At 31.3% G+C, this 15,036-nt stretch carries 16 protein-coding genes and 1 pseudogene; 8 read left to right on the top strand and 9 right to left on the bottom strand.

Annotated features, from left to right (window positions below; genetic code table 11):
- The first annotated feature begins 185 nt into the window (after positions 1–185).
- Positions 186–1,850: pseudogene (locus FM121_RS13245) on the top strand (FAD-dependent oxidoreductase).
- A 50-nt stretch (positions 1,851–1,900) separates the two neighbouring features.
- Here the strand turns inward: FM121_RS13245 and FM121_RS13240 are convergent.
- Positions 1,901–3,280 (bottom strand): SulP family inorganic anion transporter, encoded by a 1,380-nt coding sequence (locus tag FM121_RS13240; protein WP_086952662.1) that lies wholly within the window; start codon positions 3,278–3,280, stop codon positions 1,901–1,903.
- A 12-nt stretch (positions 3,281–3,292) separates the two neighbouring features.
- Positions 3,293–3,703 carry a universal stress protein gene (locus FM121_RS13235; protein ID WP_086952661.1) on the bottom strand — a complete coding sequence of 137 codons (411 nt, stop codon included), beginning with the start codon at positions 3,701–3,703 and terminating at the stop codon, positions 3,293–3,295.
- Positions 3,704–3,846: 143 nt separating this feature from the next.
- Between FM121_RS13235 and FM121_RS13230 the strand changes: the two genes are divergently transcribed.
- Positions 3,847–4,140: a helix-turn-helix domain-containing protein gene (locus tag FM121_RS13230; protein WP_256958469.1), complete on the top strand. Its 294-nt coding sequence runs from the start codon at positions 3,847–3,849 to the stop codon at positions 4,138–4,140.
- Between the two features lie 258 nt (positions 4,141–4,398).
- A protein-coding gene (locus FM121_RS13225; protein ID WP_086952660.1) for an IS3 family transposase occupies positions 4,399–5,753 on the top strand; the annotation gives its coding sequence in 2 pieces (ribosomal slippage) (positions 4,399–4,867 and positions 4,867–5,753; 1,356 coding nt in all).
- Between the two features lie 33 nt (positions 5,754–5,786).
- Here FM121_RS13225 and FM121_RS14515 read toward each other — a convergent pair.
- Together FM121_RS14515 and FM121_RS13220 are read right to left on the bottom strand one after the other, a co-directional pair.
- Positions 5,787–5,945: a hypothetical protein gene (locus tag FM121_RS14515; RefSeq protein ID WP_179203884.1), complete on the bottom strand. Its 159-nt coding sequence runs from the start codon at positions 5,943–5,945 to the stop codon at positions 5,787–5,789.
- A 93-nt stretch (positions 5,946–6,038) separates the two neighbouring features.
- A complete protein-coding gene (locus FM121_RS13220; protein ID WP_086952659.1) occupies positions 6,039–6,368 on the bottom strand; it encodes a winged helix-turn-helix transcriptional regulator in 330 nt (109 codons plus the stop codon).
- A 611-nt stretch (positions 6,369–6,979) separates the two neighbouring features.
- Between FM121_RS13220 and FM121_RS14510 the strand changes: the two genes are divergently transcribed.
- Positions 6,980–7,894, top strand: coding sequence for a hypothetical protein (locus FM121_RS14510; RefSeq protein WP_179203883.1), 915 nt, complete (start codon positions 6,980–6,982; stop codon positions 7,892–7,894).
- 173 nt (positions 7,895–8,067) lie between these two features.
- Here the strand turns inward: FM121_RS14510 and FM121_RS13210 are convergent, their stop codons facing one another.
- Positions 8,068–8,502, bottom strand: a complete 435-nt coding sequence (locus tag FM121_RS13210) for a hypothetical protein (protein ID WP_086952658.1) — start codon at positions 8,500–8,502, stop codon at positions 8,068–8,070.
- A gap of 400 nt (positions 8,503–8,902) precedes the next feature.
- Here FM121_RS13210 and FM121_RS13205 point away from each other — a divergent pair, with 400 nt between their 5' ends.
- The 3 genes from FM121_RS13205 (at position 8,903) to FM121_RS13195 (ending at position 11,000) form a co-directional block, all read left to right on the top strand.
- A complete protein-coding gene (locus FM121_RS13205) occupies positions 8,903–9,982 on the top strand; it encodes a ParM/StbA family protein (RefSeq protein ID WP_086952657.1) in 1,080 nt (359 codons plus the stop codon).
- An 18-nt stretch (positions 9,983–10,000) separates the two neighbouring features.
- On the top strand, positions 10,001–10,288 hold the full coding sequence (locus FM121_RS13200) for a hypothetical protein (protein ID WP_086952656.1): 288 nt from the start codon (positions 10,001–10,003) through the stop codon (positions 10,286–10,288).
- A 178-nt stretch (positions 10,289–10,466) separates the two neighbouring features.
- Entirely contained in the window at positions 10,467–11,000 is a 534-nt protein-coding gene (locus tag FM121_RS13195) for a hypothetical protein (protein ID WP_086952655.1), read from the top strand.
- A 154-nt stretch (positions 11,001–11,154) separates the two neighbouring features.
- Here FM121_RS13195 and FM121_RS13190 read toward each other — a convergent pair whose 3' ends face one another.
- Positions 11,155–11,802, bottom strand: coding sequence for a hypothetical protein (locus FM121_RS13190; protein ID WP_086952654.1), 648 nt, complete (start codon positions 11,800–11,802; stop codon positions 11,155–11,157).
- 162 nt (positions 11,803–11,964) lie between these two features.
- Here FM121_RS13190 and FM121_RS13185 point away from each other — a divergent pair, with 162 nt between their 5' ends.
- Entirely contained in the window at positions 11,965–12,402 is a 438-nt protein-coding gene (locus FM121_RS13185) for a hypothetical protein (RefSeq protein ID WP_256958468.1), read from the top strand.
- Positions 12,403–12,535: 133 nt separating this feature from the next.
- Here FM121_RS13185 and FM121_RS13180 read toward each other — a convergent pair whose 3' ends face one another.
- The 3 genes from FM121_RS13180 to FM121_RS13170 are packed head-to-tail and all read right to left on the bottom strand — an operon-like array spanning position 12,536 to position 14,409.
- Positions 12,536–12,892, bottom strand: a complete 357-nt coding sequence (locus tag FM121_RS13180) for a hypothetical protein (protein WP_086952653.1) — start codon at positions 12,890–12,892, stop codon at positions 12,536–12,538.
- A gap of 12 nt (positions 12,893–12,904) precedes the next feature.
- A complete protein-coding gene (locus FM121_RS13175) occupies positions 12,905–13,105 on the bottom strand; it encodes a hypothetical protein (RefSeq protein WP_086952652.1) in 201 nt (66 codons plus the stop codon).
- Positions 13,102–14,409 carry a Y-family DNA polymerase gene (locus FM121_RS13170; protein ID WP_086952651.1) on the bottom strand — a complete coding sequence of 436 codons (1,308 nt, stop codon included), beginning with the start codon at positions 14,407–14,409 and terminating at the stop codon, positions 13,102–13,104. Before FM121_RS13170 ends, FM121_RS13175 begins: the two co-directional genes overlap by 4 nt.
- Positions 14,410–15,036 lie beyond the last annotated feature (627 nt).

Here is a 15,036-nt window from a genome sequence, read left to right as displayed (position 1 = left end):
ATCAAGCTTTTTATTACTACTATTGGTTCAGAAAATGATATTCTTATTGCGTATCCCATGATAACTAATTATGCTTTCTACTGAGAGGACAGATATAACGAGTACAGATATGGCATATAATTATTAAAATGATATTTATCGCTTTAAAAAAAGATTAAATTAGACTATTTATAAGGGGAGTTTATATGAAAATTATTATTATTGGTTCAGTTGCTGCTGGAACAAGTGTTGCTGCTAAAGCACGCAGAAATAACGAAGATGTCGAAATTATGGTCTTTGATCAAGACAAAGATATTTCTTATTCAATTTGCGGTATTCCTTATTATATAGGAAGAGAAGTTGAAAATGTTGATACATTAACCCCTCGAAATGCTGAATGGTTTAAAAAAAGATACAACGTTGATATTTTCACAGAACATAAAGTTATACAAATTGATAATGAAGATAAAAAAGTCCAAGTAACTAATCTTCAAACAAATGAAACAAGAATTGAAAATTATGATTATCTAGTTCTTGCAACTGGTGCGACACCAATTACTCCTGATGTATTTAGTAGCTTAGGACAAATTGATAATCTATTCCAAGTAAGAAACATAAAAAATGCTAAACATATACATCAATACATTTAGGAAAGCACTCCTAAAACAGCTACCATTATCGGTGGTGGCTTCATCGGTTTAGAAATGACAGAGCAACTAACTAGACTTGGAATTAAAGTAACACTCCTACAACGTAGCTCACAACTCATGAAACATATGGACCAAGACATGGCTTTTCGAATTCAAAAAGAATTAGAAATAAATCAGGTAGTCATTCATCTAAATACGATAGTTACCAAGGTACACACAAGTGATGACGTCATTACAAATCTAGAAACTACTAGCGGTGAAAATATTGTGACAGACATGGTTGTTTTAGCAACTGGTGTTGTCCCTAATACGAAGCTAGTAGAAAATTTACCTGTTAAAATCGGAGGTTCTGGGGCAATTAGCGTCAACAAAAAATTGCAGACATCTACCCCTGATATTTACGCTGTTGGTGATGTTTCAGAGAGCTATTCTGTGATTACTGGAAAACCTATTTACCGACCACTTGGTTCAACCGCAAATAAAATGGGCCGAATTGTAGGTGATGTTTTAACAGGAGGGACATTGGAGCATCGTGGTATCTTAGGAACTGGTATTGTTCGCGTTTTTGATTTAGACATTGCTTATACTGGATTATCTGAAACAGAAGCTTTAGCTGAAGGATACGAAATTGAAACCTTATACAGTATTAAACCTAACAATGCAGATTATCTTGGTGGTAAAGAGCTAACTATTAAAGCAATTGCTGATAAACAGACTAGTAGAGTTCTTGGGGCACAAATCATTGGGCCACAAGGAGCAGATAAGCGAATTGACGTTATTGCAACTGCTATTTCATTTGGTGCCGTTGCTGAAGACTTATTCCATTTAGACTTAGCGTATGCGCCACCCTTTGCAACAACTAAAGATCCAATTCTTTATACGGGTATGGCCTTAGATAATGCTATTAACAAAAACAGACCATTAATGACTCCTCATGAATTAATACGTTTACAATCTAAAGGAGAACAACTGCAAATTATTGATACGAGAGCTCCTAAACAATTTAATGTTTCGCACGTTCCTGGGGCAATTAATATTCCGTTGGCAGATTTGAGAGAGCAGCTAAAAAACCTTAATAAAACACTTCCAACAATCACTTACTGTAATAAAGGAGTTACAGGTAATGCCGCGCAAAATATTTTAATCAATGCTGGGTTTGAAAAAGTCTACAATTTATCAGGCGGCAATAAGAATTATCAAATTATTAGTGAGCTAAAATAAACGGTAAAAATAAAGGAACATCAAATCAAATAAATGATTTGATGTTCCTTTTATTTCATAATTAAAATGGTTGATTTTTTATGCTCGATTTTTTTTATGACATCATCCAGAACAGACTTACTTGTCTCATCAAAGACTTTTAAATCTGTAAAATCAATCTTGTCTATTGTTTCTAAATCAATCTTTTTGAAATACTCAATTAGATAATTAGACGAAACAAAAAACAATATTCCTTTAATTTCTAATGTTGCTTCATTCTGATTAATAGTCAACTTAGAGATTTCTATTGTAAATAAAATGATATTTAAAAATACACCTACAAAAATTCCAATAGCAAGATTATGAGTATAGACAACAATTAAAATCGTTGTCATCATTATTAGCACATCAGAAACCGCTGTTTGCTTGATGTTTTTGATGCTCTGCCAATCAAATGTTTCAAATGACACAGTTATCATAATACCTATTAATGCGGCTGTTGGTATTTGAATCATCGTATTTTTAAAAAATACAATCAATAATAATAGCGATAATCCCGCAACTAAAGTTGATAGACGTTTTTTCCCACCGGATTTAACGTTAATAACAGACTGACCAATCATCGCACATCCTGCTGGTCCTCCAAGAAAACCAGTAACTATATTAGCTAAACCTTGTGACTTAACTTCTCTGTGACTGTTACCTTGAGTATTAGTCATATCATCAACTAAGGGGAGCGTTAATAGTGACTCAATTAACCCAACCATTGTTAAACCTAAAGAAACAGGCAAGATGATAAGTAAGGTTTCTATTGTAAATGGAATAGTAGGAATAGAGAAAGTCGGTAAACTACCTGTCATATCTCCTAAATCTCCAACTGTTTGTAAATTGATAGAACTAAACATTGAGATAAGAGTTGTCAATATAATAACTATTAACGCTGGGGGAATACTCTTAAAAATTTTGGGTAAAAAAAACATAAATAAAATTGAAACACCCACTACAACATAAGTCATGGTTGTAACGTTTACTAATTGTTGAATTTGTGCCATAAAAATCAGAATGGCTAAGGCATTAACAAAGCCTAGCATGACAGGTTTTGAGATAAACTTCATTAGCTTATGTATTCCTAAATAACCTAAGACTAACTGTATGATACCAGTTAATACGGTTGCAGCAATCATATACTCTATTCCATGATTTTTTATGATAGAAACCATAATAAGAGCCATAGATCCTGCTGCTGCTGAAACCATACCAGGACGGCCGCCTGTAAACGACGTAACAACGGCTGTTGAGACCGAAGCAAATAAGGCAGTAATCGGATTGACGCCTGCTATAATAGCAAAGCCAATCACTTCAGGAATCAGGGCAATTGATGTCACCACTCCCCCTAACACATCATCCTTTACATTACCAAACCACTCATCTTTTCTTAAACTTAATAACATAAAACTCTCCTTTTATTTTACTAATAACGATGGGATAGAAATATGTTTAATCACTTTGTGGCTGACACTACCTAAAAGAAACTCTTGTAAAGAATTTAAACCTCTACTCCCTATAACTAATAAATCGTAATTATTATCTTTAATATGCTCTATTATTTTTGTTGCTGGATCCCCGCTCAGAACAATTCCATTAAATTCTTTTAATTCACTTGCTAATTCTTTGTAGAGATTATCAACTCTGTCTTTCTGACGCTCTTCAAAATCTTTAGATAAATCCAAGTCTTGATCTTTTAATTTATTGATATCAATAACTTCTAATACAGTAATTTCTAATTTGGGAAACCCTTTTTTTAACTTCTTAACTTGATCAATAGCTCTTAATGCATGCTTTGAACCATCAAATGCTACAATAACATTTTCCATAACGCTCCTCCTTTGATATTATAGTATATAGATATTTAGCTAGCTTAACACAATTAACGTATATTAACAAAAAGAATTAACTTATAGGTTATTAAATATTTGATTTTTTTAACTTTAAGATTATTTAAAGAGGGGTGTTTAATGTGATACAAGTAGGTGATAAGATACAAGAACTGAGAAAATTAAATCATATGACTGCAAAAGAATTGGCAAAAAAAATAAATGTATCACCTCCATTTGTGTCAGCAATAGAAAATAATTCAACAAAATTATCTCTAATAACACTCAATCATATCTGTGAGGTTCTAAATGTGTCCTTATCTGAATTTTTTGATAAAGAGCTCTCTCCTGTAGAACAACGCTTAATATCAACAATCAAACAAATGCCAGATAATAAAAAAAAGGAATTATTAAGTTTTATTGAGGATATCTTTTAATATAAGATGAATCAAAATATCGGACATAGCCAAGGGTTAATAAATTAATTCTCAATCACTTAGAAAACTAGCTATTTGTTGCTATATCCAAATAAATACCTCATTCCCCTTTTAAAAGGTTGATATGATTAATAGTTATTCAGATATTTTGAAAAAATACATATACTTAGCATTATTAGTAATAAAAAACAACTAACATATTAATGAACTGCACCCCAATTATTAGACACATAAAATAATTGGAGGTCCAGTTTTTATATGGCTAAATTTACTCCGGAAGAAAAATTACAAATAGCTCTACGATATATAAATGGACATGAAAGTTCATATGAAATAGCTAAATCGATAGGTACAGAACACGCAACTGTTTTAAAGTGGGTAAAGCAATATCAATACAATGGACCCGGAATATTTGTAAAACAATATACAAATTACACAGAACAGTTTAAACTAAACGTACTAAACTTCATGATTGAAAACGGTACGTCCTTAAATGAAACAGCGTTTATCTTCGGGATATCTTCGCATTCAACCATTCTTAAATGGAAAAGGAAATTTGAAAAAAATGGATTTGATGCCTTTCAATCAAAGAAAAAGGGGCATCCTTCTATGAAAAAAGAAACCAATAAGCAATCTAAAAAATTACCTATCAAAGACTCAACAGAAGCACTTCAAGCTGAGATTAATCGTCTACGTATGGAAAATGAGTATTTAAAAAAGCTCAGCGCCTTAGTTCAATCCAAGCACAAATCACCAAAAAAGACAAAGTAAAGATTATCTATGAACTAAGGCATAAATACTCGGTGAAGGCACTTGTGGAAATCGCAGAAATATCACGTAGTACGTACTACAATTTAGTTAGAAAGATGAATCAGCTTGATCCAGATGCAAATTTAAAAATCGAAATCCAATCGATTTTTAATGAACATGAAGGTCGATACGTCTATCGTCGAATTCGTGATGAGCTAGCGAATCGTGGACAAAAAGTAAATCATAAAAAAGTTCAACGTATCATGAAAGAATTAAGTTTAAAGTGTGTCGTACGTATGAAAAAATACAAATCTTATAAAGGTACTGTAGGGAAAATCGCTCCTAATATTTTAGAACGTAACTTTACCACAGAAAATCCTAATCAAAAATGGGTAACAGATATTACAGAATTTAAATTATTTGGAGAAAAGCTATACTTATCGCCTATTTTAGATTTATTTAATGGCGAAATTATTACCTATACAATTGGTTCTAGAGCTACCTATTCGTTAGTTTCTGAAATGTCAGAAAAAGCTTTTGAAAGGTTGCCAGAGGTACATGATCTGCTTATCCATTCTGATCAAGGCTGGCATTATCAAATGAAGCAATATCGCCATGTCCTTAAAGAAAAAGGAATTGTACAAAGTATGTCCCGTAAAGGGAACTGTTACGACAACTCAGTAATGGAGAACTTCTTCGGCATTATGAAATCAGAATTCTTTTATTTAAAAGAATTTGAAAGTATAGAACATTTTAAAAAGGAACTTGAAAACTATATAATGTATTACAACACGAAACGAATCAAGGTAAAATTAAAAATGAGCCCAGTGCAATACCGAACTCATTTTGAGCAAGTAGCCTAATGAAATAATCGTGTCTAACTTTTAGGGGTCACTTCAGTCTATTAATTTTGCAAAAGTTGGTTCATCTTCTTTATCAATAACAGGATCTTTAATTACTTTTAAAACTTCTTGATTATCTAACTTCTCTGCTGACATAAAAACATCATTTGATACAAACTTATGACCAATAACGGTTAAATTACTTTCTCTCATGGAAATTACCTCCAAATATTTATTAAAGCCATTATAAGCAGACTACAAAAAAATAGTAAGTAGCCACTTTTTAGTTAGCTACTTACTTTTTAGTTAGTTTTGAGATATTTTTTCTTGATATTCTACTCCCCATAACTTCATTGAATTTATAATAGGACGTAGAGTGTCTCCAATTTCTGATAAAGAATATTCGACTTTTGGGGGAACTTCAGCATAAACGGTTCTCTTTATCAATTTGTCTTGTTCCATTTCTTTAAGACTTTGACTTAACATCTTTTCACTAACACCTTGAATATTTCTTTTAAGCTCTCCATACCTTTTAGTCGTATCTAAAAGTTCTCGAATAATCAGTATTTTCCACTTATTACTTAGTAAATTTAAGGTAGTCGCTACAGGGCAATTTTCATGTGTATTTTTCTCCATATCAATACTCCTAAATAAAAGTTATTGTTTTAATTATAACATCAAAACCAACTCGTTATAATGCCTCTCATGTTAATCACACTTTAAATTGCTAAAAAATAGTTAACATAATGCTTATTAAAACAACTAGCACTAACCACGTGCTTAAAAATGACCAACATTGTGATTTTAAATTGGTCTAGCTAAAAATGAACATTAGAACCTTGATTTAACACCTTTTTCATTTTTAACAAGATTGTGAATTCCCTGAACATTTCTGTCAACAAATTGTTATATAATTCATCCTTAATTAGTTGAATACTAGACTTACATATCATTATCACACACCCTAATAAGACGTTCAATAGCTGATTAAGTCAATCTGCCTATCTGTATGATTGAGGTACACCTATAATTTACATAGACATAAGATTACCTTTAGAAATTTCGATTTATCTATAGAAGCCACATCAGAGAATTAAGTTCTTATGCTCATGCGTAAAATCGGGTTTATTATAAAAAAAATTTAGAGAACGTTTAAGATATTAAATTTATCGTTTAGGAAAAACGTAATGTAAACGCTTAACTAGATGTTATAATTCCTTATATCAAATAAAGGAGTGATTTTACAAATGAAAAAAAACTTTTATATTTTTACAGGTATGATAATTTTGTTAGGAATAGGAATAACTAGTAATGCTTTTGCGGACTCTACAGGAGAAGCCATACTAAATGAAATAAAGGCTCCTAACGAAGAATACGTAGCTAATAACCCCTATAGCTCAAATGAGGAGCTTATTATTAGTGACGAAACACAATCGATGATTGATGACACAGCATTACAAAATCCACAAGTTTCTCAAGTGGCTAATCAAATTATTTCTGATGCTCAAAATAATGAACTAATAACATCCGAAGAAATCAACTCATTAATTCAAGAACTTCTCATTGATAACGAAGCAAATCAAGAAGAGGCATACAATAGAATGCTTAGTGAAAGAGCGATGCCTAGTAGTAACAATCTCTTAGCAAGTCGTGGTCCAATCGAAATAACAGTAACTGCTGCTAGAACTTATTGGAATGCAGGTGCAACTTTAGTAAAAGCTGGAGGTTATCCAAATGCTGCAATGTATATGCGTCATGCTGAAGTAGCTATTCCTTTCACTAAACCAGCGAATCATCTTTCGAAAAATAATGCCTGGGCTAAACAGCTTTGTACTGATAATGGTTTTGCGGGCCAGGATTTTAATTGGTGGAAAGTAAATGTTCGTGATAAACCCAATGTAAATACTGCAACTAAATCCGGAACGTATTATTTTACCTCAGGTGATCCATATTACGCATTGGCTCATGTAAATTATTCAACCCAATACGTTCGTCAGTCTAATGGAGGATTTAAAGTCTATACTATAATTACAGATTATTATGACTTTGCCTTAATGAATTATGATAGTATAAAAACAGGTTTTGTTAATAATTATGCTTTTGGAATGCAAACACTTGGTTTAATAGGAAACTATAATATTACGATTGCATATAATAGCTAATGTTATTGACTAAATAAGAAATTCTCATTTTACATTTTTAAAAGGAAAGTGTTTTTGAAGTAAGAAAATTTAGAAAAATTAAAAAAGTAGCTTGAACCTAAAAATCAAAAATGATTTTGGTTCAAGCTACTTTTCGATTGTATACTGTTCTTGTAAATCAAAGTATTTTCTTATTATGGAAGATACCAATCAAATTTGGATAGTTTTAATAATTCTTTTTCAATGTTTCTATCTTTTAGTTCTTTTTCAAATTCTTTTAACCTAGAAGTAGTATAAACAACATCACCAGTGACTTTTTGTATAATACAATACTGTCTTTTAAATACATTCTCTTTTTTTGAGTATATAATATAGTTGTCATTCCAATTTAATTTTACTAAATAATCTATATTCATTGAACGCCTATCATTTCCATTTTGATAAACTAAAGATGATTCTTTAGCAGACGTTTTATCAAGAGTATAGTTATCACCAATTTTAATAACATAGTCAGTAGGTTTTGTTCCCTCTTCTTTGTAAGATTCCTCTATACTAGAACTGTAGAAAATATAACTCAAAAGCGCCAATATTACAATAGGCACAATAGCTATCACTGTAATTTTTTTCATTTTTGCCTCCTAGTTATATATTTCTGTATTTTTCCGAGGGTGTAACTGACTTTATTAAACAATATTATAACATATTTAATATTGCATTTTAATCTATATGATTTAGTACAATAATAATTTAAAATGTTCAAATCTAAAAAAGCAGTAAATCATATTAATTACTATAGTAAACCCTTATACAAGAGTTAGTACCAACAATCAAGATTATCAAAGACCACAAAAACATAAATACTCGTAATTTAAGCCATTTAACTTCAGGCTTTTGTTACGGGTATTTTTTATACTTTTGAAATAATTACCGTATCAAAATATACGTATATTTTGATACGTATATTTTGATTGACACGTATTGTTTGATACGGTAATATAGTTTTATAAATAAATGAAAGAGGTTTTTTAAATGACTAAAAATATATTTGCAATTGATCTAGGAAATAAATCGGCTAAAATAATTAGAAATGGTGGTAAAGCTGTATCTATACCTTCAAGATACATTGATACTTTGTTTGTGGACGGTTCAGGAAGGCTTGATTTTGGGGCTGACAGTTTTAACAAGAACGAAAGTGTAAAAAAATACAAAATGATTCATTCCTCTTCTTCATATTACTTTGGTGAAGGCATCCACTCTTTAGGTAAAGACGGACACATCGAACAATCTTTAGCTTTTGGGAAACAACGTTATGAAAGTCAAATTTTTAAGGATATGCTTAGTTTTTGTATTTGTGAGTTGGCTTCTGAATTTTTAGAGGATATTGTAAAGGCTGAGTTAGTGATTGGTTTTCCTTCCGAAGATTTTTCAAAAGAAAATTTTCGAATTATTGAAGAATATGCAAAAAGACAACATTCAGTAGAGATTAATGGAAAGACTGTTAACGTTGAAATAACTAAAATTTATGCAATTCCTCAACCAGTAGGAACTTATTACGATACTATTTTAAACGACGACCTAACTTTTAAAAATGAGGAATTGTCAAAACAAAAAGTTGCTGTCATAGATATTGGTGGCTTAACAAAACTATTTGATATTGTCACAAATTTTAAAATGGAAACTGGAGAAAGACAACAAAAGGATACTGGCATGTGGACCTTATACAATATGATTCAAGAATTTCTAGACGTTGATAGTTCGATTAAACCGAATATATTTGAAATAGAGAACTGCGTGACTGCTGGGATTAAAAGTGGTGGTAAAGAATTTATCTACTCTCCAAATAGCTATAGTGGATCAAAAAATACTGTAAATTTAACCAATGATCTAGTCAAATGTATTGATTTATATACAAAACACACTGTAAACGAAATAAAAACTAGTTTCCCACATCTTTCATCAATTGACTGTTTGATTTTCACCGGTGGAGGTAGTAGAGTAATAAACAAAGATATTGTTTCTTCTTCTTTTAACAATATGAAAATTTTGTATAGTGAAGGAGGACAATTTTCAAATGTTAAAGGATATTTAAAACATGGTCTCACACAGTAGAAAAGGAGTACTACCTAAATGGAAAAACCAAAGAATAAACGCATCGAGATAAGTTTAAACCCTAATAAAGTTGATGAAAAAGAAATATTAGAATTTTTAGAGTCCACTTATGAGGAAAAAAAGAAACCTATTGCTATTCAATTTAAAGAAGCTATGAAATTCTATATGACACACCACAACATGATTAATTCTTACCAGGAATCAACTATCAATCAAGAAGTAAACAAAGAACCTGAAGAAAATTTAAAAGCAGATAATACTTCATCATCTGCTTTTAAAGGATTTCACGGTTTAAGTAGTGATTAGTATGTTAAGGAGAAAGATTTAAAGCTTTCAGATTGATTCTGAGAGCTTTTTTGCTGGAAAAATCTCTATTATATGAATTTAAAATATATAAAATACAACGTATAAAACTATTTTAGAGGTTTTGACACAACGTTATCTATTGGTATTTTTTATACATAAAAAAGAATGGAGTTAGAAAATGAAATTGTATCATACAACAAATAGAGGAAAAAAAATTAATACTGAAGGCTTAAGAAATGTTAGAAAAAAAGACATAAATCATATTGAAAACTTTATTAGAAGAAAAATACTTGATAACAAACGTCCACAAGAATTCGAGGAATTTAAAACACAAAAGGCTATTTATTTTTTTAGAGAAAATGAACTAGGTAAAAACTTAAACGTACATTTTAATAATGCTATATTTATAGTTGATTCAGAAAAATTAGACCGTAGCAAAATAAGAGTTTTTAGTTATAGCATATATCTAGAATTGCAACGTACATGGCCGCTTAACTATAAGAAAAGAAAGAACATCATAAAACGTTACTGGGACACTTCTTTAACTTTAGAAGAGTATGAGGTTTTAGAAAAAAAAGGAAGCATAGACTATATTCCGGAATTTTTATATTTTGGCGAAAATATTTCTTTAAACAATATAAATAAATGGAACTCCAAAAAAACAGAAAAAGAAAAGATTTTAAATGATTGGAAAAAGAATCAATCTCAGTGATAGAGAAGGTATATCTTTTAGTTTTAATATTGTAAAAAAACGAGCTAGTATTAATAAAATACTAGCTCGTTTTAAGGTTAGGATACACCCAATGTAAAACCCTAATTTTTATAGTCTTTGATAACTTTATAACATAACTTACATGTAGGAAATCTTAAAATCTTACGTCTCTAGTTACAAATACATTTTTAACAAAGTTAGTAGTTACTGTTGAGCTAAGATTAATAGAACCTACTCCAGTTACTCCTACACTTCCACCACCTGAAATACTAGTAGTGGCATGATTATATAAAGCACCATTCAATGTATAGTGAATACGGTTGGCATCAGGAAGTCCATATTGTAACGTACCTGAAAATCCATATTTTGGATGGTTAAAACCAGCATAAATTATTTCTTTAATCGCTCTAAACCCACCACTTTCAGTAGTTCTACAATAGAAATATGCCGTTCCCCCTTCAACACTATTATTGATTTGGCGATCTTGCCAAGTTGCTCTAACTAAAACAAAGTTTTCCTCATTTACTTGACGCAGCATTCTTTGACTGCCTTTAAAAATATTTTGTTCCGCTTGTTCTTTAGAAACTCCTAATTCATCAAAAATAGATTGTAGCATTTCGTCTTTTGTCATATTTTCTGATATTGATACTTCATCAGAATTCAAATCTATCTCATTAGTTACAATTTCTGATTTTGCTACTTCACTAGCAGAAGCATTCAGCGACGCAAATGGACCAACAGCTAGAACACCTAAAAGAGAGGAACAAATTAAAGTTGTAGTAATAAACGATTTCATTTTCATTTCTTAAGCTCCTTGTTAAAATATTTTTTTGAGTTAACTCAACATGAGTGTAAGCGCTATTTTTTAATAAGTCAATATTGATTACGTTTTAATTAAAAATGTTTATTTAATCGTTATTTATGTTATAATTTATATATTTATTAATAAAGAGGGGTGTTTACAATGAAGAAAAATAAATCCATTATTTTTGTATTGTTTGTTATTTGCTTGGTTATATTATCAGCCTGTAAGGGGAGTACACCGCCAACTATCTCAGTTGATGAAGTTGATAAAGTAAAGATTGTAGTTAAAGATGGAAGTGGCCAAGATAAGCATTGGGAAGCCGAAGATCAAAATTTTTTAAAAACATTAATAGGTAATGTAAATCTTTTGTTTGTTAAAAAAGATGAGAATGCACAGAACTTCAGTATGAAATTGACGCCTAACCAAAGCCAATTTAATTATCAAATAGTTTTTTATAAGAAAGACAAAATTGTATACAATATAGAGATATCAAACGGAAACAAAGTGGTGATAAATAAAGAAGAATACTTAATTAAAGAAAATAAGGAATCAGAACTAAATAGTTTAAAAAATCATTTATTGTCTGTTGTTCAATAACAGAATATTCTACTAAAATTTTAATTTACATATATAAATTTATTAAATAAAGCTCTCAGATGCTTATCTTGAGAGCTTTTTAAATTAGTATAACTACAGATACAGATTAAGACAAAAGGGCTATTACATTACTTTACTTAAACCAGGGGATTTCGTCTAATTCAACAATATTTCTTATTTGTGAGATTGGAACTGGTACATTATTAAGGTAAATAAACCTTTCATCATAACCACTCACAAAACCTGTATAATCTTCTAAAAAATTACCTTCAATATCTTTAATGTTCAATTGAATAGAGATTCGTTTATTCTTATATATCGCAAAATCTACAATTTCAAATATCAATTCCATTGACATTTGATCTCTTCCAGCAATTACTTTATTTCTTTCAATTGAGGCTGTATTAATATCTGCCGTGTGTTCAGATAGATAGAAACCATTGTACTTTACAATCCCACGATCCTCGTAATAATCATTTAATTCAATCATTTCCTCACCTCTTTAAATTAATTCATTTTTTCTTTGCTGAAGATAATCTCCTGGTATATTGGCCCAAAAAGTAAACAGCTCTTCGCCAACAGCAATGGCTGTATTATCACCAAATGCAGCAAATTCATACTCGAATTCGCTATAAGTAATTTCCTCCGCTTCAAACGCTGCAATCAAATCATAAAATTGTTTTTCTAACCTATCGAATATCATTGATTAATCCCTTCATTACCGCCCGCATGCCCACCGACAAGTGAAGCTCGTTTTAATGCCGTTGAACCTTCCACATAGCTACTCGCATGTACTAGGGAAGAAAAACCATACCGATTCCTGATTGTATCGACAACCTCGTCCAGCTCCTTGTTAGCAATTATTTCTGTTGGTTCATCAAATAAATTTAACTGAAGGGACGTATCATCTGTTAATTTTGAGTAACTAATGGCTATATTTCTAACTGCCATTTTTGGGTTATAAAACTTATCAAATAATCGCATACATTGAGCCGTTAACTCCTTTGATTGATTAGTAGGTTGAATAGTCATTTGTCGGTTAAAACCACGTTCAGAATCAAATCTAGAGTATCCTATGGTTAGTCTAACACAAGACGTTTGTTTTCCACTTGAACGTATCCTTGTAGCCACTTGTTCAGCAATTTCCCTTATAACTATTTTGATTTCTGACACGTCTGTATAGTCTTTCATTAGAACTTGACTGTTGCCTATAGATTTTGATTTAGGGACGTACACGTCTGATAATTTCGTTCTATCTACACCCCAACTATGAGCGAATAGTTGTTCACCCATAATTCCCATGCTAGCCTTTAGATTGAAGTAATCATAATTAGCTAACTCTTTAATGGAGTAAATGCCTTTATTATTTAATGTTTTTTCAGTCCTGGTATTAATGCCCCAAAAGTCAGTCATATTCTTAATTTGCCAGACCGTATTTGGTACATCTTCGTATCTCCAGGTAGCAATCATATCTTTGTTTTTCTTAGCTTCATTATCTAAAGCAAGTTTACTTAACAAGGGATTGTCCCCGATTCCGATTGTACAAAACAAGCCAGTTTCATGATAGATTTCTCTTTGGAATTGGGCCGCAAACTCATAAGCATTCATATGAAATAGTATTTTAGAAGCCGTTATTCGAATAAATGTTTCATCTATAGAATAGATCAGGATATCTTCATCTGATACGTACTGACGAAAGATATTATTAATGACTAAATTCTTTTGGATATAAAGGTTCATACGTGGAGGAACAATCAACAAGTCTTTATGGTAAGGCATATCATATTTTCTAGTCACATTAGATATTCCTAGCACCTTTTTTGCCATTGGAGAAGTCGCTAAAGCTAACCCTCCCCCACTTTCTGCATTACTCATAACCACAAGCATCGTTTTTAAGGGATTTAGACCTCTTTCTACGCATTCAACGCTGGCATAAAAGGATTTCATATCGACACAAAGTATATCGTCTCTAGGCTCTTTATCGTAGTTAAAGTAGTATTCAGACATTCATTTTCACTTCCTTTAGACATAATTATACAAACGTACGTTCTCATTTTCAAGCGAACAGTTTTTAAATATTTTAAGTTCATAAGAAGTAAATGCCTGGTTAGTGATCTATCTTCTTCAGGAGGAAACAATTTTATTTGGTATTTATTTCAGTCGCTCCGGCCACCTCCACCGCTCCCTCAATAAGTCGTTCGTTGCACTCACTCCAAGACCGTTAAACGCTGCTTCGCAACGTTTAACAAAAAGTCAAAACCGTCATTTGTTTAACTCATGCTTATCATTCGGCATACCTATTCTCTTATTTAGATTATGTTCAAGTTAGTATGCTTGAGTGGAGGGCTAAGTGATACAAGTACCATATTCAGTCGATTAGACAAGGGTATATAAACGAGCAAGCTCGCCCTTGTATAATCTTTGTGCCTATGGTTCTCACACTTTATAGCCCCCACACCCAAGCATACTAGCAACAAATGAACCATAACAATCTAAATAAGAAAGGAGCATTGTGTATCCCTCAGGCATGAGTTAAACAAATGACCAGCCCCCCTCCCCTGTACACCTAACTCAAATGGTTCAAAGACTAAAGAATTTAAAGAGCAACAACTCTTAGCATTAAAAAATATTAGA

Source organism: Vagococcus fluvialis bH819, assembly GCF_900163795.1.
Taxonomy (GTDB): Bacteria; Bacillota; Bacilli; order Lactobacillales; family Vagococcaceae; genus Vagococcus; species Vagococcus fluvialis_A.
The sequence above is the reverse complement of the archived record's forward strand: the minus strand, read 5'-3'. Positions and strand labels throughout refer to the sequence as shown.